Raw genomic sequence first — 21,117 nt, forward strand, 5'->3', positions numbered from 1 at the left:
GTTAAGTCTCCCTCCGTGATACGTTCGGTTCTATAGAAGCTTGAATGCGCTTGACGACAGCAGGCACGCCGACAGCAAGCGCATGATCGGGGATATGCCGGATAACGACGGCCCCCGCTCCAATCATGCATCCCGCCCCGATCCGCATCCCGTCAATGACCTTTGTGCCGGTTCCGAGGAAACTTAAATCGCCCACGGAAACGTTGCCGGACAGGGTGCAGCCGGGAGCGATATGGCAGGCTTCGCCAATTACTCCATCATGGTCGATAGTAGCCCCGGTATTAATAATCGAATAGGAGCCGACGGTCGTATCCGGCTGAATAACGCTGCCGGGCATCACCGCTACGCCGCTGCCGAGGGTAACATTAGCGGCGATATAAGCACGTGGACTAATCGCGTTGACTAGCTCGTAGCCAATCGATTCGGCATAGCCTGCCAGCTTACGTCTGCGCTCGTTGTTTCCAACAGCTATAAATGCGTGCCGGACGCCTTGGGCGTAAAGCAGTGGAAGCTGTTCGTCGCCTCCGAGTACGGCAAGCCCCATAACTTTGTTGCCCTCATGCTGCCCCAGGCAGCCGATTAATTCCACATGGGTATCTGCCCGCAAAATGTCGATAATGACCTTGGCATGCCCTCCGGCGCCGACGATGACGGTCTTGTTCGGCAGAGCGTGATGACGCATCGCATTCGACTCCTTCTCATCTAATAGAATGGCAAGAGAAGAGCAGTTACTCTAATTTATTCAGTTCCGTTGAAATGGTCTCAAAAAGGGGTAGACAGCCGTCTATTTTCACAAATATGGTTGCAAACCCCGGCCCGCTCGGGCGAATGCCGTTGCTCTTTCTCTCCGTGACAATACTCTAACTAGAAGAAGACGGATTGGAGGCTGAGTATGAAACGCAAAGGTAATCGCAAAAGAGGTTCAATAAAGCGCGGTTCGCAAAGCCGAAGAAAACGCCGCAAGCATGCAAAGCCAAGAAGATTGCTGCGAAGATCAGGCAAAGGAAGGCGAAAAGGCCGCAAGGGCCGTAAAGGATATCGCCGCCGTCTGGCAAGAGCAAGAACGAGAAAAAGAGCGGAGAAGAAAGGCTTTGACGCCGTTCGGCTGAGAGCGGGCAATGAGCTCTTCAAGCAGCAGCTCCCTGTGGGCGGGCGCATCATAGATTGGTTTCGCGAAATATTCAAACTAGATCATGATGAATTTTTATGGGAGCTCTACCGTCAGATTCTCCAAAGAGAACCGGACGCCGCAGGCTTCCAGGATCACAAACAGCGGCTCGAGGACGGAACGGCAAAAGTGTGGATCGCGGCGTCGCTTATTCAGAGCCAAGAAGCGGAAAGCGTGTTCGACAGAGGACCATCTGGCGAGGCAAACACGGCCGCCCATGTTTTCCAGAACTTGTTCCCGGCTGCGGAACTGGATTTCATTCATGCCGCTCATGTTCATCTTTTGCAGCGTGAGCCTGAAGCCGAGCGGGTTGCCAGCTATGCAGGGGCTTTACGTCAAGGGCTGCAGCGGCGGATATGGATCGCACGGTTGTTGCTCTCCGATGAAGCGCAAAGCCTGCTGGTCGGCGCAGGCGCTCCGGCTCCGGCAGCTCCCCGATCGTCCGGACAATACCGGAACATCGGCATTTTCCTATGCTTTGGGTCGCAAATTTCGATGGACGGCGAAGGCATAGGCCGATTCATTGTCCGGCTGTCAGAAGGGCTTCTTGCTCTCGATAAAGGGTATGCGCTGCATGTAACGACGACAGAAGCGAATTTCAAAGAGACGAGCGCCGTGTTCCACTACTTGCTTGAACGCTATAAAGGCCGCGTCCATATCCATCATTCAGACAGCATGGATATGATTAACCGCAATGTTCCCGCCGACGTCTGGATCGTGCCTTATATCGGCATGGCATTGGCGCAATACTTGCAGAAGCCAACGATTATTTGTTTGCATGATCTCGTATATTTACATTTTCCAGAGCTGTATGCGGGCAATCAGACACACTATCAATACGTTCATGCCATTGCGCAAAAGATTACTGCCAAGGCGGCAGCCGTCGTATTCGACTCAGAGTTTACCAGGCGCCATGAGGGTCATAAGTTTTTATCGCTGCCAGCCCACCAGACGACCGTCATCCGGTTCGCGGCGCCCCGGGAGGAATATTCGGCCTTTGGTGTCGTTAGTGAAGACACGATCCGAAGTAAATATAAGTTATATGGTCCTTATATGGTTTTCCCGTCCGTCATCCGGCTTCATAAAAATCATGAGCGGCTGATCGATGCTTTTCACCGGTTCCGATTGACAGAGATAGGCGCAGCGTCGGGTTTGAAGCTCGTATTTACCGATGTATTGGCCAACCGCCCGCGGCAGCAGGAAATCACAGCGGCGCTCAACGCCATCGGGGATCCCGGCATTCGGACTTCTATTCAATTTCTTGGCCGAATCCCGTCGGGAGAACTGCCGTCCCTCTATAAGTATGCGAGCGGAACGATTGTTCCGACGCTATTTGAGGGCAGCTGTCCGTTCCCGATCCTGGAATCCTTGCTCATGGATACTCCTGTCGCCTATGGGCGGCTGGAAGTGGTAGAGGAAGTCATCGCCGATTCGAGCAGCTTCGCAACATTCAATCCCCGCGACCAGTTGGAGATGGCAGATGCCATTGCCAGGCTGTGGCTTCAAGGCAAGTCGGTTGTGCCGGAACAGAAAGCCGCGCTGGGCGGCATCCTGCACCGGAACTGGATCGATGTGGCGCGCGACTACTCGGCTATCATTGATAACATTGCTGCTTCAACGCCTTAATAGATACGTCTGGCATAATAGCGGTAATACGTTTCACGAAGCACAGAGACATATTTGGCGGCAATATCATCCCAAGTTTCGGTAGGATCATGTATCCCTTGTATGGCAGATGTTTTGTAGAGCTCATAGTTTTTCATTAGCTCTTCCAAAGCTGCAACGATGGAATTCGGGCTATGCGGGTCGAACCATGCGATCTTGGCACTATGCCGGGACAGGTGCTCCCGCATAACCGGAATATCCGAGCAGAGCACAGGCGTTCCGAGCCGGAGTGCTTCTTCAACCGGATAGCTTCCGCCGCCTTCTGAAAGGCTAGGCATAATGAGCGCTTTCGCGTTTTTAATGAGCGCGGGAATGTCTTGATCCGATACGAAGCCTAACGGGTATACATCCGAATCGATCTGCAGCTGATTCGTATTCATAATAGAAGACAATGTCGGCAGCCAGCTGAACTCGCTGGCGAAGTTCGGAAACGGAAACCGCAATTGTTCCGTCAAGTAGCCGGTTAGTACAAGCGGATGCTGTTTTCGATACTTATATTGAGCCAGCGCCAGCAGCAGATTGCTGTGGTTTTTATGCGGTGAGGTGTTGGACGGATAAATGATATATTCACGAGGCAGAACGCTGGCTAGAGTAGGCGACAGCTGGGTTGAATGAGAGCTTGCGATTGGTGTAATCGCATGTGGAATAACGAACGCGTTGGCATTACGGCTGCCAAAATGGGCGATCAGCCGGTTTTTCATATGCTGGGAAGATACGGCGACAGAGGTGACATTGTCGAGCCATTTCTGAGACAAGCTCCAATGGATTTCGAGCTGTTTGCCATCGGTGAACGGCGGTACAAAATCAAAGAAGGTCGTGTCGTGGAACGTACAGAGCGATGGACGATCCATTGGCACATATTGATGCGTATGCGGCCAGAAATAATAGATAACATCGACATGGGACAGCAAATAGGAAGCGTCGGGATGATCAATGGTTGTATCATGGACGACGACATCTATATTTGGAACTCTGTTCAGCTCATTCATATTCCGCGAAAGGGAATGCGACCCGACAACGAGCCGGATATGCTCAACGCCGGGCTGTCTAGCCATTGCCTTCGTCAAGTTGTGCAGCAGCCGCATGCCTCCTCCAATAGAGAAGTTGACCGACCAAATGAGTATTCTCAAAATGTTTATCCTCCTGTTGAATGAAAGGCTGAGCTTATACGCCCGCTAGTCTCATGATCCGCTTAAGCTTAGTGATATTGACGACAATATTGTCCATTCCAGGCACTGGTTTGTCGGGATGCTCGATCGGACATATCATTTCGTAATAATTGACCCCTGCATGACCGGCCAGCTTCCAAAAATAATTGTCCGTTACGTTGCTGGGCGACAATTCGATATAATTTGTGCCGGGCTCGCAAAAAGCGATATTGATGCTGCCGCTGCCAAAGGGTGCGATGACGGTGCGGGCGCTGGAGAAGATCGCGATCTTCTCGGCGGTCGACAAGGGCGAGAGCACGATTTTACGAAAGCCAAACGTCTCCAGCATGCCGATCACCTCGGCTTCATTCGCCACATGGCGCATAACCGCGTCCTCCCGGGAAATATAGATCCGTTCAAATCCTCTCCGTTTCGGAAGATGCTGGTCATGTTTCAATCGCTCCACGATATAACGGGAAGCCCAAGGCGGACATTTGCCGATGACGACGGGTACTGCGGGTGCAATGAGCACATCGGCAACCATATGGAAATCGAGCTGCTCCACCTCGATCAATTTATCCATTGGAATACCCAGCATGCGCAGCGATTCATATTGAAACGGATAATGCAATTTGCCGATCACGTAATGATCGATCGGTATGCCGCTCTCTTCTAACAGATGGAAGCGGGGCAAAATATCAAAAAACCAATGGCCGAAAATGTTATGCGTTCTTGTCGTAAAATGAGGCAAGTTCCAGCCCCATACTAGCGTGGCGACGGTTTTATTCATATGAACGGGAGGCGGCAGCTCCGTCAGTGTCATGGGCGGGCAGTCGTATTCCAGATCCCGCAGCCTTCTATTGTCAGGTGTTACGACATAACAATTGCTCGTCGCGAGACGTCCGTTCGGAATGACGGCGACGAATGCGTCGTCACAGCTGCAAATCGGCAGCCAGCGATGTCCGTCATAGCCCTTGATATCCGGCAGGCTGCGAGTTTCTGCGGGATGGATGATCTGATAGTAAAGAGGTACCTGCTCAAGCGGCAATTGAAGCGATTGAATCCATTCGCTCGTCTTCTCATAGAACGCCGTCGGGATTTTGTACATAGGAACTCAGCTCCTAAATTTCTCGTAATAGGCCGCGAGCCGATCCTGCTGTTGAAGCAGCGGTTGGAATGAAGCGGGACATCCTTTCGGAAACAGTACGCCAAGTCCATTTGAGTGATTGAACTGGAGCCTCGGATAATCGCGAAGCTGCTCCCAGAGCTTATATACGCCGAAATCGCCGGACCGGACTGCGATATCGTGAAACAGAATAATGCTGTTGTCTGCCATTTTTGGCAGCCAAGTCGAAAGGTCATGCAGTACAGCTTCATAGGTGTGATAGCCGTCAATATGAAGCAAATCGATGGAGCCTTGGGCAAAGCGGGGCAAAGCTTGATGAAAGGTGCCGCGAAGCGTTGCGCCGATTCCGGAAAACTGTTCCGTTGTAAAGGAATGAACAGCTTCATAGATGACATCACTGTAATGGCTGTAGGATCCGGTATGCGGATCGCCTTCCCACGTGTCAACTGCAAAGCAGCGTGTCGGCAGGGAGCCATCCTTCACCGCCTGGCAAAAACTGAAAAAGGAGGTTCCGTATAGCGTTCCTAATTCAACCAGCACGCGAGGCTGGGCGAACCGTACCAGATCGTAGGCAAAACGGCGATGTCCGGACCATGCGCCTTCTTTCATAAATTCCGCAGGCAGCTTAGGGGAACTGTCCGCGGCGAAATGCGGCTCATAATACTTCCAATCCATAGTTAAACCTCCAGTTGCGAGAATCAAAGAGCACAGTTACCGTATCCTATGTTTAAACCTAATGATAGGATAGGGCGATTGAGCCAAGGCAATTTGCACATTTATCGAATCTGCACTGCGATTTTGCGATAGTTAATCATAGAGAAGTATCGTTTCTTACAAGCGGAGGGATTGCTTCAGCGGGCGGAAAAGGGCTGTACACTAGCCGTTGCGCAACAAGGCGGGGAACATACTATGTCATAGTGATAAGTCTACTATGATGAGAGGAGCGGGGTTTATTACATGAACCGGGTACGTGCTCGCCGCAATCGACGCAAGCCCTCACCCGTACGTTCGACGCGGCGCAAAACCGCCGGGAAACGGAAACGGGGCAAAACCGCACCGAAGCCGGTCACTCACTCGCAAGTGGCGTGGAAACTTGGCCGCAACGTGGCCGAGAGCGGACTTGTACAGCAGAGTGAAGAGGAACAACTCGCCTTGCAGAGGCATTGGGCGGCCTCATTGCGACAATCGGGTAAAGGTGTTGCAGCGGATAATTACAGTTCCCGCATGAAGTCATTTTTGGCCGGTTATTTCTCGGTGAGCGGGAGAGAAATACCGAACTGGCTGCTGCTGCCAACCGAAAGGACGGTTGGAGCCGTCGTCATGGTCATGAATGAGGAGCAGTCTCTGTGCGCGGCGATTGAAGAGCTGGAGCGGCTTCCGCTGCAAGAGATTGTCGTCATCGTTAACGGTTCGACCGATAATAGTCTGCATAATGCGAGAAACAGCGGCCGTGCGATCGTCCTCCATTACGGAAGCCCCCTCGGGCATGACGTCGGAAGAGCGATCGGCGCGAAAGTCAGCGTGTCGGAGATTATGCTCTTTGTCGATGCGGACATTCCGATCAACGCCGAAAAGCTGCTTTCCTTTGTCCAGCGGATAGATGGCGGACTGGATGTAGCCTTAAACGATTTGACGCCTTTCATCGGCTATTTCGAGGGAAGGGATGAAGTGACGATGCTGAAGGAATTTCTCAACCGTTCCATACAGCGCGAGGATTTGTCCATTAATTCGTTAACGGCTGTGCCGCATGCGATGTCCCGTCACGCAATCGAGAAGATCGGAGCCGCCAATTTGGCCGTTCCTCCCAAGGCGCAAGCGATTGCTCTGAAGTCAGGTCTTCGCGTAGGAGTTGGCGGGAGTGTCGACGTCATTACGCGCAATCGGGCTCGAAAGTCCAATACCGGCGCAGGCAATGAAATGATCCAACTGATTGTCGGCGACCATTTGGAGGCGCTTGGCTGGGCGATGGGCAGCTCCGAACCAAGGTTGAAATACGCGGACACGGTTAGAATGAGGGGATCTAATTGAAGAAGGATGAGAAAACGGGGCTAACGAGCATTATCATCCCGACCTATAATGGGCTTCCTCTGCTGCGCGAAGCAGTTGCCTCGATCCGCAATTGCACGACCGAGCCCTATGAGCTTATCGTTGTTGACAACGGTTCGACGGACGGAACGATCGCGTACCTACAGGAGCAAAATATTAATTTCATCTCCCATCCGGGCAATACGGGGTTTCCCATAGCTTGCAATTGGGGGCTCCGGCTTGCGCGAGGCGAGTATATCCTGCTGCTTAATAATGATGTTCTTGTATCCAAGCATTGGCTGGGCAACATGCTCCAGCATTTCCGGCGCGATGCTGCTGTTGGTATTGTGGGGCCATTATCCAATTATGTGAGCGGCCGCCAGCAGATTGAAATGACAGGCAATGATGTGGAAACAGCTGCCAGGCTTTTGAATGAGCACAGGGGGGAGTATGAGGTCGTCAAACGGGTCATCGGGTTTTGCATGCTGTTTAGCCGCGATCTGCTGCAGCGGGTCGGTTTGCTGGACGAACGGTTTTCCCCCGGCCATTTCGAAGATGACGATTATTGCTATCGCGCCAGCCTGGCCGGATATCGCATCGTCATTGCGAAGGACACATTTGTTTTCCATCATGGCAGTGCCAGCTTTAAGCAAGGCGATCGGGAGGCGCTCAATGAGCTGCTTGCCCGAAATCGGCAGTTGTTTATTGATAAATGGGGAGTTGACCCCCATCGGTTCATATAAGCGCCGGATCATGGCGGCAATGGGAGATGAGCGAAAACGATGGCAGCCCGATTAAGAAAAAGAAGAAGAAAAACGGCAGTAACGAAACGGAAGCGCCGGGTAGGCAGTCGAAAAATGCGCCGCAGCAAGCAGCCGCTGCAGCCGGATGGGCGCTATTATGACGAAGGCTATGACAGCGGCCATACGGCAGGTTTTGGCCACGGCTTCGAGACCGGATTGGTGAAGGGCGGCGAAAGTACTGCAGCAAGTCCCAATAAAGAGGAAGGGTTTCAACAAGGCTATAAAAAAGGAGTCACTGATGGTCGTTATGATGGCGGCGAAGCTATCGTTGACCGGTTGATGCCGCCGCATTGCATTCTGCCCGATACACCTTTGGACGCAATCATCGCCGCGGGTATTGCCGCCCATCAAGAGCGGTTCGTACGGCTGATGTCCGTAGAGCAGGTAGCGGATCGCATTGCGTTAGCCCTGGATCAGCAGACACCCTTATCGGTCGTTAGATTGGGTGACGGGGAACTGCTGGCGATGGCGCAGGAGACGGTTATGCCGGTTGAGGCCGTTCGGCAGGAAGGCGGGTTTTTATCCTATGCCGGGATAGAAGTGCCTAATCTTGCCGTTCGAGATCAATTACGGGAAGCGGTAAGAAGGGCGGATATTGTCGGTATTCCCGTGCTGAGGCAGCCTAATTACCAACTGCTGGCCGGTTCTGTGCTGCAGGCGCACGGCATCGACATTCGGAGCCGGCCGTTTGCGGATTCGCTTGTCAATTACGGGCTCTATAAGGGCGGTTATTTGCAGCGCTTGCTTCAAGGCCGCAGAGTGCTGCTGATCGGCAATAAAGCCGATGCGCTGTCTTCCGCACTGTCCGGATACGGTGTGACGGTCGCTGGTGTGGTCACGCCGGTTAACGGCGTTGGAGATGCTTCAAGAGCGGCAGCCGAAGCTCAGCATCATGCTTTTGATCTGGCGCTGGTCTCAGCCGGCATCTCAGCAGTGCTGATTGCGGAAGAGCTGGCACGGATTACAGGCAAGGTTGTCATTGATTTCGGCCATATGGCGGATTCTATCATTAAAGGTGAAGCCCCTTTTTAACCGTTATCCCTTTACTCTATGTAGTCGCCCCGTAAGGGGCGATTTGTTCGTGGTGGAGTTCCCGCTCGCTAAGCCTCAAGCCGTTTGTTATTAAGGAGTTGTGCCGATCGTAGCCGCCAAAGACGAGTACGTAATCGTTGCAGTTGTTCCAAGCGCGATAACAACGCCGGAGATTGTGACTTGCAGCGAATACGTGTGAGAGCCGGCTGCCAAACCTCCAGCAAAGTACGTGACCGGAATCGCTCTTTCGATCGAGAAGAGTCCAAGCAGCGTTATAGCAAGAAGGTCAACGGTGGCGACTGTCGCAACAATTGCACCATCCTGCAACAAATCAACTGTTATTGTAGGATTGAGCGCAACCGCGAGAAGCGCAGTAAAGCTGATATCCACGTCAACAACACCATTAACGATGACTTGATTGGAAGTCGCTGTGACTGGAACGACGATCGATACGGCGGTAACGGCAGTATCGGCTGTTGGAATGCTGGTAGGGACTACACCTTGAGCGCCGACTGCTGCAGAGCCTGGACCTGCAGGGCCCGTCAAACCAGTAGCGCCAGTGGCTCCAGTAGGGCCAGTGGGGCCGGTAGCGCCAGTAGCGCCGGTCAGTCCGGTTAACCCGGTTAACCCGGTTAAACCTGTTAAACCTGTTTCACCCATTTAAAATCTACTCCTTTCGGTTGGTATAGTAAAGTATATGTCAGTAGATTCAGAGAGCCACGGTAGCTGTACCGTAGTCAATTGTATATTTTATAAAATAGGATGTTGGCCGAGTTATTTGCCTTAATTATGACTGTCGCGGTGTATTCGTCCATTAGCTTCTCTCTAGCAAAGCATACGATGTTAATATGGCGTTTCAACTATAAAGCATCGTTTATATGAGGAGGAGCTGCGGTTTGGTGCAATCAGTAAGTCGACAAGTAGGTTTAGAGTTTCGAGGTGAGCTTCAATGAAGGCAGTTATTATGGCAGGGGGCAAGGGAACACGATTCTGGCCCCGAAGCACAGCGGATAAGCCGAAACAATTTCTGGCCCTCACATCGGAATACGCCACGATGCTTCAAATGACATATGACCGGTTTCGCAGCGCGCTGGCAGAGGAGGATGTCTACGTTGCCGTAAGCGAAAATTATTTGTCCATCGTCAGGGAGCAACTGCCGACGCTTCCTTTAGAGCAGCTAATTATTGAACCGGATCAGCGGGATACTGCGCCGTGTATTGCCATTACAGCAGACTTTTTTATGAAGCGGGGTCTGGATGATGTGATCGTTACGGCTCCGTCCGATCAATATATACCGGATGCGGATGAGCTAATGGAGGCGCTCCGCATCGCTGAGGCCGCTGCCAAGGACACTGGCGTCGTCGTCACACTCGGCATCGTGCCGACCCGAGCTGAGACCGGCTACGGTTATATAGAAGCCTCTGAAGCGACGGCTGATAAGAAATACGGCAGCAGAGTAAAGGAAGTGACCGCTTTTATCGAGAAACCCTCAAAGGAAAAAGCGGAGATATTGATTCAGTCTTCCAACATATATTGGAATAGCGGCATTTTTATATGGAGACCATCCACCATTGCAGGCTACATGGAGAGGTATCAACCCGAGATGTGGCGAATTTTCCGGCAGGAGGGAGCGGCGCTGCAAGAAGCGTATAGAAAGCTTCCGAAGCTCTCAATCGACTATGCGATTATCGAGAAGCTGGAGCTGCTCTATACGATACCAATTGAGTTCACTTGGGATGATGTCGGTACATGGACCTCGCTTGAGCGCGTATTCGAGACCGATGATGACGGAAATATGGTGTTTGGCCGCATCTATCCGCTTTCTACACGAAGGAGCATCGTATATTCCGAGCAGCAAAAAGTAGTCGTAATCGGCGTAGAGGATTTGATTATCGTATCGACGGGGGAGGGATTGCTCATCTGTCATAAAAGCGAAGAGCAAAAAGTTAAGCAGGCCATCGAAGCTATGAATTCCGATCAGGAGGATCGTGAGGCATGAAAGCATTGATTACAGGCATCAACGGCTTTGCTGGCAGCCATCTGGCCGAGCATCTGCTTGGCGGTGGTTTCGAGGTGTCTGGTACGATCCGAAGCAGCAGTTCCCTCCGGCATGTTGTGCAGCTGCGGGATATGGTGCGGCTGTATGAATGTGAATTAACGGATCACGCTGCCGTAGAAGCGATGATTGCGGAGCTTCGGCCGGATCTCATCTTTCATCTTGCAGCGCAAAGCTTTATTCCTGATTCTTGGGCCGCGCCCATGGAGACGATTCACAATAATCTTTCCTGTCAGGTGCATTTATTAGAGGCGATGCGAAAGCATTGTCCCTCCGGCAAAATTTTGATCGCCTGCTCCAGTGAAGAATACGGGCAGGTCGAGGCGGATGAGGTGCCAATTAAGGAGACGAACCCGCTGCGGCCTTTAAGCCCTTATGCGGTGAGCAAAATCGCACAAAACTTTTTGGGCTATCAATATTTCAAAAATTACGGATTGCATGCAGTGTGCGTAAGGACGTTCAATCATACCGGCCCAAGGAGAGGCGAACAGTTCGTCACCTCTAATTTCGCCAAGCAGATTGCGGAGATTGAGAAGGGGCTTAAGCCGCCCGTGCTTTATGTCGGTAATTTGGAAGCCAGGCGCGATTTTACGGATGTAAGGGATGTCGTTCGAGCTTATGGACTTGCGTTGGACAAATGCGAGCCAGGGGAAGTGTACAACATCGCTTCCGGAGTTGGCCGGGAGGTCCGGGAAGTGCTGAATATTCTGCTTGGCTTCAGCACGACACAAATTGATATCCAGCAGGATACCTCTCGCCTGAGGCCGTCGGATGTCAAAGTCGTTGTCGGCGATTATTCAAAGTTTCATGCGCGTACCGGCTGGCATCCTGAGATCCCGTTCGAATCGACTTTGCTTGATTTATTGAACTATTGGCGAGGGACAATTTAATAGCAACCAAAAAAAGGTCCGAGAGCGGCGATGGAGCAAGTTCATGCGCTGTCAGGGCCTTTTTATGGTTTATACGGGAAGCAGACCGAGCTCTACCAGCCTAGCCTTCATGCGCTGGCCGACTGCCAGTGGAGAAAACTCGTTGCGAATCGTGTATTTGCCATTAGCTGCGACGGCTGCGCGCCATTGCGGCTCATCCGCCAATCTTCTCATATAAGCAGCGGCATGCTGGACATCGGGCTCTGCCCAGGTTTGATAGCTTTTGTAGGGTCCCCAGTCTTGCCCGACCTGCACGAGCTTATAGTTGACGGGACAGGAATTGGTGCTGTTCATAAACTCGGTATTGCCTGACCAGTTCGTACCGATGACCGGTTTGCCCAAATACATCGATTCGGCTAATCCGAGCCCGAAGCCCTCGGCCCGATGCAGCGAAACAAAGCTGTCGCAGCATTGCAGCAGAGAGTTGACTTCAAGGCGTGAAAGCGACTGATCGATCAGATAAATGTTAGTATGCTCTGCCGCTAACTGGCGAATGGGGGCAAATTCCTCCGGACGGAAGCCTGCATTGTTCAGCTTCAGCACGAGTCCAACCCGGGGATCGTTTTTGGCGAAAGCGAGTTTGAACGCTTCGACGGCCGCTTGCGGGTTTTTGCGCGATGCGGAGCTTTGGGCGTCATACATCATGAGAAACAGAAAACGTCCGCTTGGCAGTCCGAAGTGGCTCCTGTTGTACTCGGAGGACACCTGCACAGTAACTCCATGCGGAATGGTGATAACCGGAACGGGCGATTTGCGCGAAATCGAATCGGCGACAAAGCGGCTGCAGGTCCATACTTCCTGAACCAGCTTAAAGGCATCCGCATATTCATCGGGAAAGTCCGGCAGCTCCCAGTGCCAGTAGCCGATATTATAGCGGTTCTGCGGGAGCGATGGCCCGAAATGCTCCAGAGCAGGAGCCATGAAATCGGCGTTAATATGGAAGACATTCGTATTGTATAACGGTTCGTTTAATTCTTTATGCGACCAGCTGTCATCGAGCATTCTCGACGAGACTTTAATCGGATAGTCCAGCAAGCCGAATGGAATGCCGGCAGCATTCGCCGATCTTGCAGCCAGCCGGGCTGATTCCCCGATTCCCATCTCTGCCCGGATGAAGCCGACAATGTTTAGCCCTTGCGGGTAGACGGGGGGACTAGGCAGCACTTCTGTCCGATTCGTCTGATCGGCAAGTTGTTTTTTTGCACGCCGCAGCCGTTTGCGGCTTCGTCTTCTCGCTTGTCGCGGTTTCCTCCTGGGGCGGACTCTCTTCGTCCTTCTTTTGCGCTTGAGTGACTTGTTGGAGGACTTTGCTTTCGATCGGTATCTTTTCTTGTGAGTCCGGCGTCTCGTGCGTTTATCCATCATTCCCTTCCTCTCTGCGGGGACCGGAAATCATTTCGTTTCTAGTTTATTCACGGGAACGGCTGTCATGGCAGGCGTTTGCCCCTTTTACTTAAAAAAGCGGCATTTGTCCCGCTTCTGTAAGTAGAGGAGAGCTGCAGAAAATGTTATTTTCTTGGCTTTTGACAACCGCTTTGTTATAATGAGCCTATTCATTTAATTAAATCGTTTAGGGGAGCTGGCGGAGGCCGGCTGAGAGGGAGTTCCGAGTCATCAACTCCGACCCGTATACCTGATCTGGGTAATGCCAGCGTAGGAATGGAACCGCATCATGCAGTAAGCAGGCATATTCTGCCTCTTCTCGTCATGCGCCAAACAGCCGACTAAAGGGCGTCCTCCGTATCAGGGGGACGCTATTCTTTTACCGTTAGCATTATTCCCGACCATGCGATTTGATGAAAGACAGAAAAGGAGAGAATGGATATGAGGGGAACAAGGAAGGGCATATGGAGGGCGGCGATTGCGCTGCTCGCAGTAATGATGGTACTTGCAGGCTGCGGAGCCGCAAAAACAAATGAAGCGGGCTCGGAGAAAAACGGAAATGCAAGCGGCGATCTGAAGAAGGTAACCGTCGTACTCGACTGGACGCCAAATACGAATCATACCGGGTTGTATGTTGCTCGGGACAAAGGGTTTTTCAAGGAACATGGACTCGACGTAACGATCATCCAGCCTGGACAGGACGGAGCTGATAAAATGATCGCTTCCGGAAAAGCGGAATTCGGCGTCAGCTATCAAGAATCGCTTACGATGGCACGAATTGCCGGTTTGCCGATCGTTTCGGTAGCAGCGGTCATTCAGCACAACACCTCGGGCTTTGCCTCCCCGGTCGCTAAAGGCATCGATTCTCCAAAAAAATTCGAGGGGAAAACGTATGGAGGATGGGGCGCTCCTGTGGAAGCGGCAGTTATCGAATCTATTATGCAGGAAGAGCAAGCTGATGTTTCCAAGGTGAAAATCTTGAGTATCGGCGACACCGACTTCTTCACGGCTGTAAAGCGAGACATCGATTTTGCATGGATTTTCTATGCGTGGACGGGCGTTGAAGCGGAGCTTCGCGGCGAGAAGCTGAACATGGTTTATTTGACGGATTATAGCGATAAACTGGATTACTATACGCCAATATTGACTGCAAACGAGAAGATGATTGCAGAGCAGCCGGAACTCGTTAAAGCTTTCGTGGCAGGTGCGTCTGAGGGTTATCAATTTGCAATTGATCATCCGGAGGATGCAGCCGAAGTGCTTATCAAAGCAGAGCCGGACTTGAATGCAGAGCTGGTACGCGCAAGCCAGAAGTGGCTGAGTCCGAAATATAAGGATGACGCAGCACGTTGGGGCGAGCAAAAGCTTGAAGTATGGAATAACTACGCCAAATGGATGTTTGATCATAAGCTGCTGGACAAAGAGCTTGAAGCCGAAAAGGCGTTCACAAACGAATTTTTACCGAAGTAATGCTTGAACTAGCGATGAGCGGACATAACGGAGAAATCAACGGACAAGGGGATAGGATAATGGCTAACGCATTGGTCAGCATTCAGATTTTACCGACAACACCGGAAGGACAAAGCGTTTATCCTTACGTAGACCGGGCGATTGAGATTATTAAAGCATCGGGGGTTCCTTATCGGGTTGCACCGCTGGAGACGACGATGGAAGGCGAACTGGGACAATTGCTTGGCGTTGTACAGCAAATGAGCGAAGCGATGGCTGAGCTCGGCTGTCCGTCTGTTATCTCACAAGTTAAGATTTACTACAACCCGGCGAACGGCGCTTCTATGGGAAGGCTGCTGGAGAAATATCCGGATGGACAATAGCAAATCACGCTGGCGATCGATCTTTCCACCGATACTCGTTATCGCCGTTTTACTGGCAGTATGGGAGCTGGCTGTCGTTTGGGGGCGGGTGCCGGAGTGGAAGCTGCCCGCACCCTCTGTTATCGTAGCGGAGGCCATCGCGATATGGCCTCGTCTGATGCTTCATGCCGGAGCGACGGTGCAGCTTGCGCTGATTGGCTTTACAGGCGGCGCGGCGGCGGGCTTTGCGCTCGCCGCTTTGCTGCATCTGATTCCAGGGGCAAGAAGGGCGTTTTATCCTTTGTTGGTGCTGTCCCAGAACGTACCGGTCGTTGCAATTGGACCCATTCTGACGATCTGGCTGGGCTATGGCATTTTGCCTAAGCTCATTCTCGTCTGGCTCGTTTGTTTTTTCCCGGTATCGGTTGCTATGTTATCAGGTCTTAATGATACCGATCCGGTACTGCGCAATTATATGCGCATGATTGGCGCTTCGAGGCAACAGCAGTTTTGGCGGCTGGAATTGCCCAATGCCGTAACGCATCTCTTTTCCGGTCTTAAAATCGCAGCCTCGTATGCGGTACTTAGCGCAGTGGTAGCCGAGTGGATAGGTGCCGATAAGGGGCTTGGCCATTTCATGCTCATCTCTTCCAAGGGCTACCAGGCTGCCAGCGTCTTTGCTTCTGTGTTTCTTATCGTCGCGCTTAGCTTGACGCTGTTTGGCATTGTGGCATTGGCGGAGAAGCTTGTTGTCCGCTGGCGGCCAGCGAAGGAGGCGAAAAAAGTCTAATGAGCAAAGCACAATGGGCGCTTGAACTGAAGGACGTACGAAAAAGCTTTGAGAGCCGGGGCGGAGCCAAGGAGGTGCTTGGCGGAATATCGCTATCGGTACGGGACGGGGAATTCGTCTCGATCATCGGTCCTTCCGGCAGCGGCAAGACGACGTTGTTTCAATTAATCGGCGGACTTGCGCCGCTGAGCGGCGGCGAGGTATGGATGGATGGACGCAATACGACAGGTCATCGCGGTCATATTGCTTACATGCCTCAGCAAGCCTCGCTCATGCCTTGGCGCACAGTTAGAGGCAATATCGAGCTGGCCTTGCAAATTGCCGGAATCGACCGGAAGCAGGCAAGAGCCAAAGCGACGGATTGGCTTGCGCGCATCGAACTCGACGCTTATGCCGACTCTTATCCGCATGCCTTATCGGGAGGAATGCAGCAGCGGATTTCGTTCCTGCGCGCACTGCTGTCGCCGCAGCCTTTTATGCTGTTGGATGAGCCGTTTGGCGCTTTGGATGCGCTCACTCGCCAGCAGATGCAGCAATGGCTGTTGACGATTTGGGAGGCGAACCGCCGCTCTGTTCTGCTAGTAACTCATAGTATCGAAGAAGCGCTGCTGTTATCCGACCGGATCATCGTATTGTCGGCTGCTCCGGCAGTTATCGTGGACGAGATCGTCGTTCCGTTTGCCAGACCCCGGAAGGAATCATTATGGACGGACCCGCAATTCAATGCGTTGAAGCAGCAAATTTATGAGCAGCTTCATCAGCCTACTGTATAGAACTAGAATGATGGAAGCAGAAAGGAAATGATTCAGCATGGCCCATTCAATCGGTATTGATGCTCATATTCATCTTGACTCTTATCCTGCGGAAGAGCAGCAGCCCTTGCTGAACCGCGCAATAGCCAGCGGTATAGAGGCTGTGATAGCAGTCTCTATGCATAAGGCATCCTCTGTGGCCAACCGGGAGCTGGCCATCCGTAATCCAGACGTCGTGCATCCTGCATACGGATTCCACCCCGAGCAGCCTCTGCCGGAAGCTGCTGAGCTGGACGCTTTGTTTGCATGGATCCGCGAACGAGACGAAGAAGATGAAGCATTCGCAATTGGTGAAGTCGGCTTGCCTTATTATTCGCGAACCGGAAGCGAGGAGGAGGGCAAGCCTTTCGATGAGGCTCCTTATCTGGCTTTGCTGGACCGGTTTGCCGCGTTGGCAGCAGAACTGGATCGCCCCCTTATCCTTCATGCCGTATATGAGGATGCAGCTAAAGCGATCGATATTATTGAGCGCCACGGCGTGCGGAGAGCTCATTTTCACTGGTTTAAAGGTGACGATGCAACTATAACGCGTATGATTGCTTCCGGCTACTATGTTTCGGTCACACCCGATGTCGGGTATGAGGAAGAAATTCAATCACTCGTTCGGCATTATCCGCTGGAGCTGTTGATGGCAGAGACCGATGGCCCATGGCCGTTCGAAGGCGAGCATGCCGGCAAGCAAACGGAACCGGCGATGATTGCCTCTGTTGCGAAGGAAATCGCAGCGATTAAAGGCTTGACGGTTGAGGAAACGGTACGGACACTGCGTGACAATACGCGAAGATTTTACGGCTTGGCCGTGTCTGAGTCCGCTGAATAGAGCGAATAAAGCAATAATAGAGAGGATTCAAAGTGTTGCCGGCTGGCGTCGCTTTGAATCTTTTTTTGTATGGACATAAGCGATTTGTCTTCCCGCCCCCGTCTATTTCTGCCGAAACCGAACGCATGCCTAGGTCAAGCTGGTACGTTTTATGACCGTGGCAATATGCTATAGGATACACAGGGGAACAAAGGCAAGGAGGATATCAATGGTATCAATCGGAGTGTTCTGGGGTTACTCCTTCGTCACCTCTTTCGATCAGGAAGGTATCGGCAGATATTTCTTCCGTTTAATAGAAGGACTGCTATCGAAGCGGGTCTATCAAATGAAGGTGGCTGTTCAACCTTGCAATTATGAGGAGCTGGAACGGGTGCTGCAGCCCTTGCAGCTCAGCTATGGCGTTCATCTTGAGCTCATTAAGTTTACGCATGTGCGTGATTTGAACCGGAGAGCCAACGTCGATATTTGGATCGTACCTTATGTAAGCCTGGATAATGCGCTGCAGCTCAGCAAACCTTTTTTGTTGTGTCTGCATGATCTTGTCTACCGGCATCCGCACTTGAGCGAGATTTACCGGCGCAAATACCCGGAAGCATGCGCCCGTCTGGAGCTTCTTGCACCATTGATGTGCCAGCGAGCTGCGGCAGTCGTATTTAATTCCAACTATATTTTGCAATACGACGGTCTAGAGGGGATGGGGCTTCCGAAATGGAAGACGGCGCTTATTCGCACATCGGCTCCCGTGGAGGAATTTCAACTGTTCGGCGTGCTTTCAGAACGGAGATTTCGCCAAAAATATAACTTAATGCAGCCGTATTTCTTGTTCCCATCGGCTGTACGCGATCATAAAAATCATTTGCGGCTTGCGCAAGCCTTCCTTAATTTTCTTCATACGCGTGAAGGGAGGCGGTCTAACATGCAGCTGGTGTTTACCGATCATGCGCATAACCACCCGCTTGGCGGTGAGATTGAAAGACTGGTACAGAGCTGCAGCATTGTGGCTCATCGGAGCAGTGTCCGCTTTATCGGACGCATTCCATCGCAGGATCTGCCTAGTCTGTACCGCTACGCTAAGGGGACGATCGTTCCTACATTGTTCGAGGGCAGCCTTCCGTTTCCGATTCTGGAATCGCTCACGATGAATACTCCCCTTGCCGTAAGCCGGATTCCGGTTACCACGGAGCTGGTGAATGATCTGGACAGCTTTAACGATTTTGATCCGTATTCTTTAGCGGAGATGCAGGCGGCTATCTCGAAGCTTTGGCGCGCGGACCCGTCTGTTGTAGAGCGGCAGAAGCAGGAGCTTAACGTTGTTCTGCAGCGAAAATGGTCCGATGTTGCCACGGAGTACGGCCTTGTCATTGCTAATGTGTTGAAATTATCGAATTAAGAGGTGATCGCCATGGCTTCCATGACGAGAAAACAGTTTCTAGAAGCGCTTGCCCCAACGGTTATTCAACTGCGCCGCGAAGGCGGCGTTTTGTTCCCGTCCGTTCGTCTCGCGCAAAGTTTGCTGGAGACCGGAGGGGTAATTCATCCTTGGTTCAATCTAGGCGGTATAAAGGTCGGTGGCGGAAAGCCGAATGCTTATTGGCAGGGGCAGGCTATCGTAAAAGGAACTTGGGAGTACGTCGATGGCCGGAACATCGACGTTAAAGCTGCGTTCCGTGTATATAGCAGCGTCTATCATTACATGAAAGACCAGGAGCTGCTGCTCGCGACCTCCCGTTATTACCGGGTACGTACTGCGGGTACACCGGAGCTGCAGGCACAAATGCTCCGCGAGTGCGGCTATGCAACCGATCCGGCCTACGAAAAGAAATTGATCGCTATTATCCAGCAGTATGGTTTACGCGGGTATGATGCGGCATCCGTTGCACCCGATCCTGCTGCTCCTTCGGATGGAGGGGTCTTTCAGAAGTCGCCGGCAGCTCCAATTCTCGTAAATGGACTTGTCGCTGCGATTGGCCGGAAGCAGCCTGGCGGTACAGTTTGGGTGCCGGCCAGATCACTCGGTGAATCGCTCGGAGGTGAAGTAGGCTGGACCGGAACAGAGGCAACAATTAACGGCAAGGTGATGGAGACGGTACTTGATGTGCGTACCGGATATGTTCCTGTAAGGGAGTTAGCGTCAGCTCTTGGTCTGCAGACGATCTGGGAACAGGCTACAGGCACCGTTACGCTTAAGAAATAAGGGGATGACATTCTGTTTATGTATCCAAATGATTGTCATTGAGAACGCAAACAGCCGCCCGGATCGATAATGATCGAAGGCGGCTGTTTGCTGTTAACAGGTCTATAACGGATTAAGGCCGGATCGTAACCCTCGTATGGATGGGGACGGTTTGCGCTAAGGCAACGACATCTTCATTATACATCCGAATGCAGCCATGAGAAACCAGATGGCCGATGGATGAGGGATCATTGGTGCCATGTATGCCATAATGCGGTTTGGACAGGCCCATCCAGAACGCCCCGAACGGTCCGCCGGGATCGGCTTGCTTGTTGATAATCATATATTCGCCCGTAGGAGTCTCTGTAACCATGCGGCCAATACCGACGGGGTAGGAGCGGACGACGACATCGCTGTCCAGCAAATAAAGCGTACGGTCGGACAGGTCAACGATAATACGATATGCAGGCATGACGGCCTCACCCCTTTGCATGTAGGTCGATATCACTGTATGTAAGGGGATGGAGTGCGGTCACGGCGTTAGCGGATACGGCTAGGAAACAGCCGTTAGCTTAGCGCTGTTGCGAAGAATGAATAAGTAGAAGCCGATGTAGTATGTAATCAGAATATAGAAGACGAGAGCCGTCCACGGATCGCCGGCGAACTGCTGCATTTGTATGGCATTATCATTTACCGAAGTCTGAGCTGCGGCGTTCCCTCCGTTAGTGAACGTAATGAGGAAACGGTAAGCGATTCTGCCGACAAATAAAGCGACGACGAAAGCTTCAATAGCGATATGTGTTCGATAATAGAGAGTGTCTTCCCGCTGCTCAAACCGGGAATGCTTGATTGCAAAATAAACGATAACCGCACCTAACGCCAATCCAATCGCATCAAAGGCGAACAACTGCGGCTTGGCAAAGCCGGCGGAGAATAACAGGATGCCGATAACGGCAAAGATGCCGATTCTGACTTTCAGCTTTTTCGGCTTGTAAGGCTGGAAGCCTACAGTACGCTTGAATCTGCGATACAGCAAGAAAAAAACGATTATAACCGGAACTGCGTAATGAGTCAGTAATTCCACCCGACGATCACTCCTAGATAGTTTATACAAATTATTATTTCTATTTCTTATGTAAAATTACCTGGACATCAAGTCTTCGATGGCATGTGCGATCCGATCTGAGTGAAATGGCTTGACGATAAAGTCGTTGGCACCGGCTTGCAGCGCTTCGATAATGAGCGCGCGCTGGCCCATCGCGGAGCACATAATGATTTTGATATCGGAGCTGATAGCTTTGATTTCCTTGACTGCGCTTATTCCGTCCATCTCCGGCATCGTAATGTCCATCGTAATGAGATCAGGCTGCAGCAGT

Annotated in this window: 22 protein-coding genes and 1 riboswitch; of the genes, 13 read left to right on the forward strand and 9 right to left on the reverse strand. The window is 51.9% G+C overall.

Annotated elements, in window-relative coordinates; genetic code table 11:
* Nucleotide 1: 1 nt before the first annotated feature.
* The gene (locus tag IEX98_RS23045) at nt 2-682 is read right to left on the reverse strand and encodes an acetyltransferase (RefSeq protein WP_188891925.1); all 681 of its coding nucleotides are present in this window, start codon (nt 680-682) and stop codon (nt 2-4) included.
* A 210-nt stretch (nt 683-892) separates the two neighbouring features.
* Here IEX98_RS23045 and IEX98_RS23050 point away from each other — a divergent pair, with 210 nt between their 5' ends.
* Entirely contained in the window at nt 893-2,794 is a 1,902-nt protein-coding gene (locus tag IEX98_RS23050; protein ID WP_188891927.1) for a DUF4214 domain-containing protein, read from the forward strand.
* On the opposite strand, the gene IEX98_RS23055 is transcribed toward IEX98_RS23050, so the two are convergent.
* Genes IEX98_RS23055 through IEX98_RS23065 form a run of 3 tightly spaced genes read right to left on the reverse strand, consistent with a single transcriptional unit; the run spans nt 2,791 to nt 5,782 of the window.
* Entirely contained in the window at nt 2,791-3,963 is a 1,173-nt protein-coding gene (locus tag IEX98_RS23055) for a glycosyltransferase family 4 protein (protein ID WP_188891929.1), read from the reverse strand. The two genes, IEX98_RS23050 and IEX98_RS23055, sit on opposite strands and share 4 nt — an antisense overlap.
* A gap of 34 nt (nt 3,964-3,997) precedes the next feature.
* Entirely contained in the window at nt 3,998-5,089 is a 1,092-nt protein-coding gene (locus IEX98_RS23060; protein WP_188891932.1) for a glycosyltransferase family 61 protein, read from the reverse strand.
* Nucleotides 5,090-5,095: 6 nt separating this feature from the next.
* Nucleotides 5,096-5,782 carry a class I SAM-dependent methyltransferase gene (locus tag IEX98_RS23065; protein WP_188891934.1) on the reverse strand — a complete coding sequence of 229 codons (687 nt, stop codon included), beginning with the start codon at nt 5,780-5,782 and terminating at the stop codon, nt 5,096-5,098.
* Between the two features lie 282 nt (nt 5,783-6,064).
* Between IEX98_RS23065 and IEX98_RS23070 the strand changes: the two genes are divergently transcribed.
* From IEX98_RS23070 to IEX98_RS23080, 3 genes are read left to right on the forward strand one after another with little or no spacing between them, the layout of a single operon-like run.
* Nucleotides 6,065-7,135 carry a glycosyltransferase family 2 protein gene (locus IEX98_RS23070; RefSeq protein WP_188891936.1) on the forward strand — a complete coding sequence of 357 codons (1,071 nt, stop codon included), beginning with the start codon at nt 6,065-6,067 and terminating at the stop codon, nt 7,133-7,135.
* Nucleotides 7,132-7,875, forward strand: a complete 744-nt coding sequence (locus tag IEX98_RS23075) for a glycosyltransferase family 2 protein (RefSeq protein ID WP_188891938.1) — start codon at nt 7,132-7,134, stop codon at nt 7,873-7,875. The genes IEX98_RS23070 and IEX98_RS23075 overlap by 4 nt, the downstream gene beginning before the upstream one ends.
* A gap of 39 nt (nt 7,876-7,914) precedes the next feature.
* Entirely contained in the window at nt 7,915-8,967 is a 1,053-nt protein-coding gene (locus tag IEX98_RS23080; protein WP_188891940.1) for a GT-D fold domain-containing protein, read from the forward strand.
* 90 nt (nt 8,968-9,057) lie between these two features.
* Here the strand turns inward: IEX98_RS23080 and IEX98_RS23085 are convergent, their stop codons facing one another.
* On the reverse strand, nt 9,058-9,627 hold the full coding sequence (locus IEX98_RS23085) for a hypothetical protein (RefSeq protein WP_188891942.1): 570 nt from the start codon (nt 9,625-9,627) through the stop codon (nt 9,058-9,060).
* Between the two features lie 289 nt (nt 9,628-9,916).
* Between IEX98_RS23085 and IEX98_RS23090 the strand changes: the two genes are divergently transcribed.
* Both IEX98_RS23090 and IEX98_RS23095 read left to right on the forward strand, forming a co-directional pair.
* Complete coding sequence (locus IEX98_RS23090; RefSeq protein WP_188891945.1) at nt 9,917-10,966, forward strand: mannose-1-phosphate guanylyltransferase; 1,050 nt, start codon at nt 9,917-9,919, stop codon at nt 10,964-10,966.
* Nucleotides 10,963-11,913: a GDP-mannose 4,6-dehydratase gene (locus IEX98_RS23095; RefSeq protein ID WP_188891947.1), complete on the forward strand. Its 951-nt coding sequence runs from the start codon at nt 10,963-10,965 to the stop codon at nt 11,911-11,913. Before IEX98_RS23090 ends, IEX98_RS23095 begins: the two co-directional genes overlap by 4 nt.
* A gap of 69 nt (nt 11,914-11,982) precedes the next feature.
* On the opposite strand, the gene IEX98_RS23100 is transcribed toward IEX98_RS23095, so the two are convergent.
* Nucleotides 11,983-13,317 carry a glycosyltransferase family 4 protein gene (locus tag IEX98_RS23100; protein WP_229692342.1) on the reverse strand — a complete coding sequence of 445 codons (1,335 nt, stop codon included), beginning with the start codon at nt 13,315-13,317 and terminating at the stop codon, nt 11,983-11,985.
* Between the two features lie 197 nt (nt 13,318-13,514).
* Nucleotides 13,515-13,631, forward strand: a riboswitch (TPP riboswitch).
* Between the two features lie 145 nt (nt 13,632-13,776).
* Between IEX98_RS23100 and IEX98_RS23105 the strand changes: the two genes are divergently transcribed.
* The 7 genes from IEX98_RS23105 to IEX98_RS23135 all read left to right on the forward strand — a co-directional run bounded on the left by IEX98_RS23105 (nt 13,777) and on the right by IEX98_RS23135 (nt 19,762).
* Nucleotides 13,777-14,805, forward strand: a complete 1,029-nt coding sequence (locus IEX98_RS23105; RefSeq protein WP_188891949.1) for an ABC transporter substrate-binding protein — start codon at nt 13,777-13,779, stop codon at nt 14,803-14,805.
* A gap of 59 nt (nt 14,806-14,864) precedes the next feature.
* Entirely contained in the window at nt 14,865-15,167 is a 303-nt protein-coding gene (locus tag IEX98_RS23110) for a thiamine-binding protein (RefSeq protein WP_188891951.1), read from the forward strand.
* A complete protein-coding gene (locus IEX98_RS23115) occupies nt 15,157-15,936 on the forward strand; it encodes an ABC transporter permease (RefSeq protein WP_188891954.1) in 780 nt (259 codons plus the stop codon). Before IEX98_RS23110 ends, IEX98_RS23115 begins: the two co-directional genes overlap by 11 nt.
* Complete coding sequence (locus IEX98_RS23120; protein WP_188891956.1) at nt 15,936-16,709, forward strand: ABC transporter ATP-binding protein; 774 nt, start codon at nt 15,936-15,938, stop codon at nt 16,707-16,709. The genes IEX98_RS23115 and IEX98_RS23120 overlap by 1 nt, the downstream gene beginning before the upstream one ends.
* Nucleotides 16,710-16,746: 37 nt before the next feature.
* Complete coding sequence (locus IEX98_RS23125) at nt 16,747-17,568, forward strand: TatD family hydrolase (protein ID WP_188891958.1); 822 nt, start codon at nt 16,747-16,749, stop codon at nt 17,566-17,568.
* A gap of 208 nt (nt 17,569-17,776) precedes the next feature.
* Entirely contained in the window at nt 17,777-18,958 is a 1,182-nt protein-coding gene (locus IEX98_RS23130) for a glycosyltransferase (protein WP_188891960.1), read from the forward strand.
* Nucleotides 18,959-18,970: 12 nt separating this feature from the next.
* Nucleotides 18,971-19,762: a glucosaminidase domain-containing protein gene (locus tag IEX98_RS23135; protein WP_188891962.1), complete on the forward strand. Its 792-nt coding sequence runs from the start codon at nt 18,971-18,973 to the stop codon at nt 19,760-19,762.
* Between the two features lie 112 nt (nt 19,763-19,874).
* On the opposite strand, the gene IEX98_RS23140 is transcribed toward IEX98_RS23135, so the two are convergent.
* The 3 genes from IEX98_RS23140 to IEX98_RS29290 form a co-directional block, all read right to left on the reverse strand.
* A complete protein-coding gene (locus IEX98_RS23140; RefSeq protein ID WP_188891964.1) occupies nt 19,875-20,213 on the reverse strand; it encodes a L,D-transpeptidase in 339 nt (112 codons plus the stop codon).
* An 81-nt stretch (nt 20,214-20,294) separates the two neighbouring features.
* Nucleotides 20,295-20,825, reverse strand: a complete 531-nt coding sequence (locus IEX98_RS23145) for a CcdC protein domain-containing protein (protein WP_188891966.1) — start codon at nt 20,823-20,825, stop codon at nt 20,295-20,297.
* 57 nt (nt 20,826-20,882) lie between these two features.
* Nucleotides 20,883-21,117, reverse strand: a 235-nt coding sequence (locus tag IEX98_RS29290) for a response regulator (RefSeq protein WP_229692343.1), incomplete at its 5' end; no start/stop codon positions are given.

It is taken from the genome of Paenibacillus radicis (ex Gao et al. 2016), assembly GCF_014641555.1.
GTDB classification, from domain to species: domain Bacteria; phylum Bacillota; class Bacilli; order Paenibacillales; family Paenibacillaceae; genus Pristimantibacillus; species Pristimantibacillus radicis.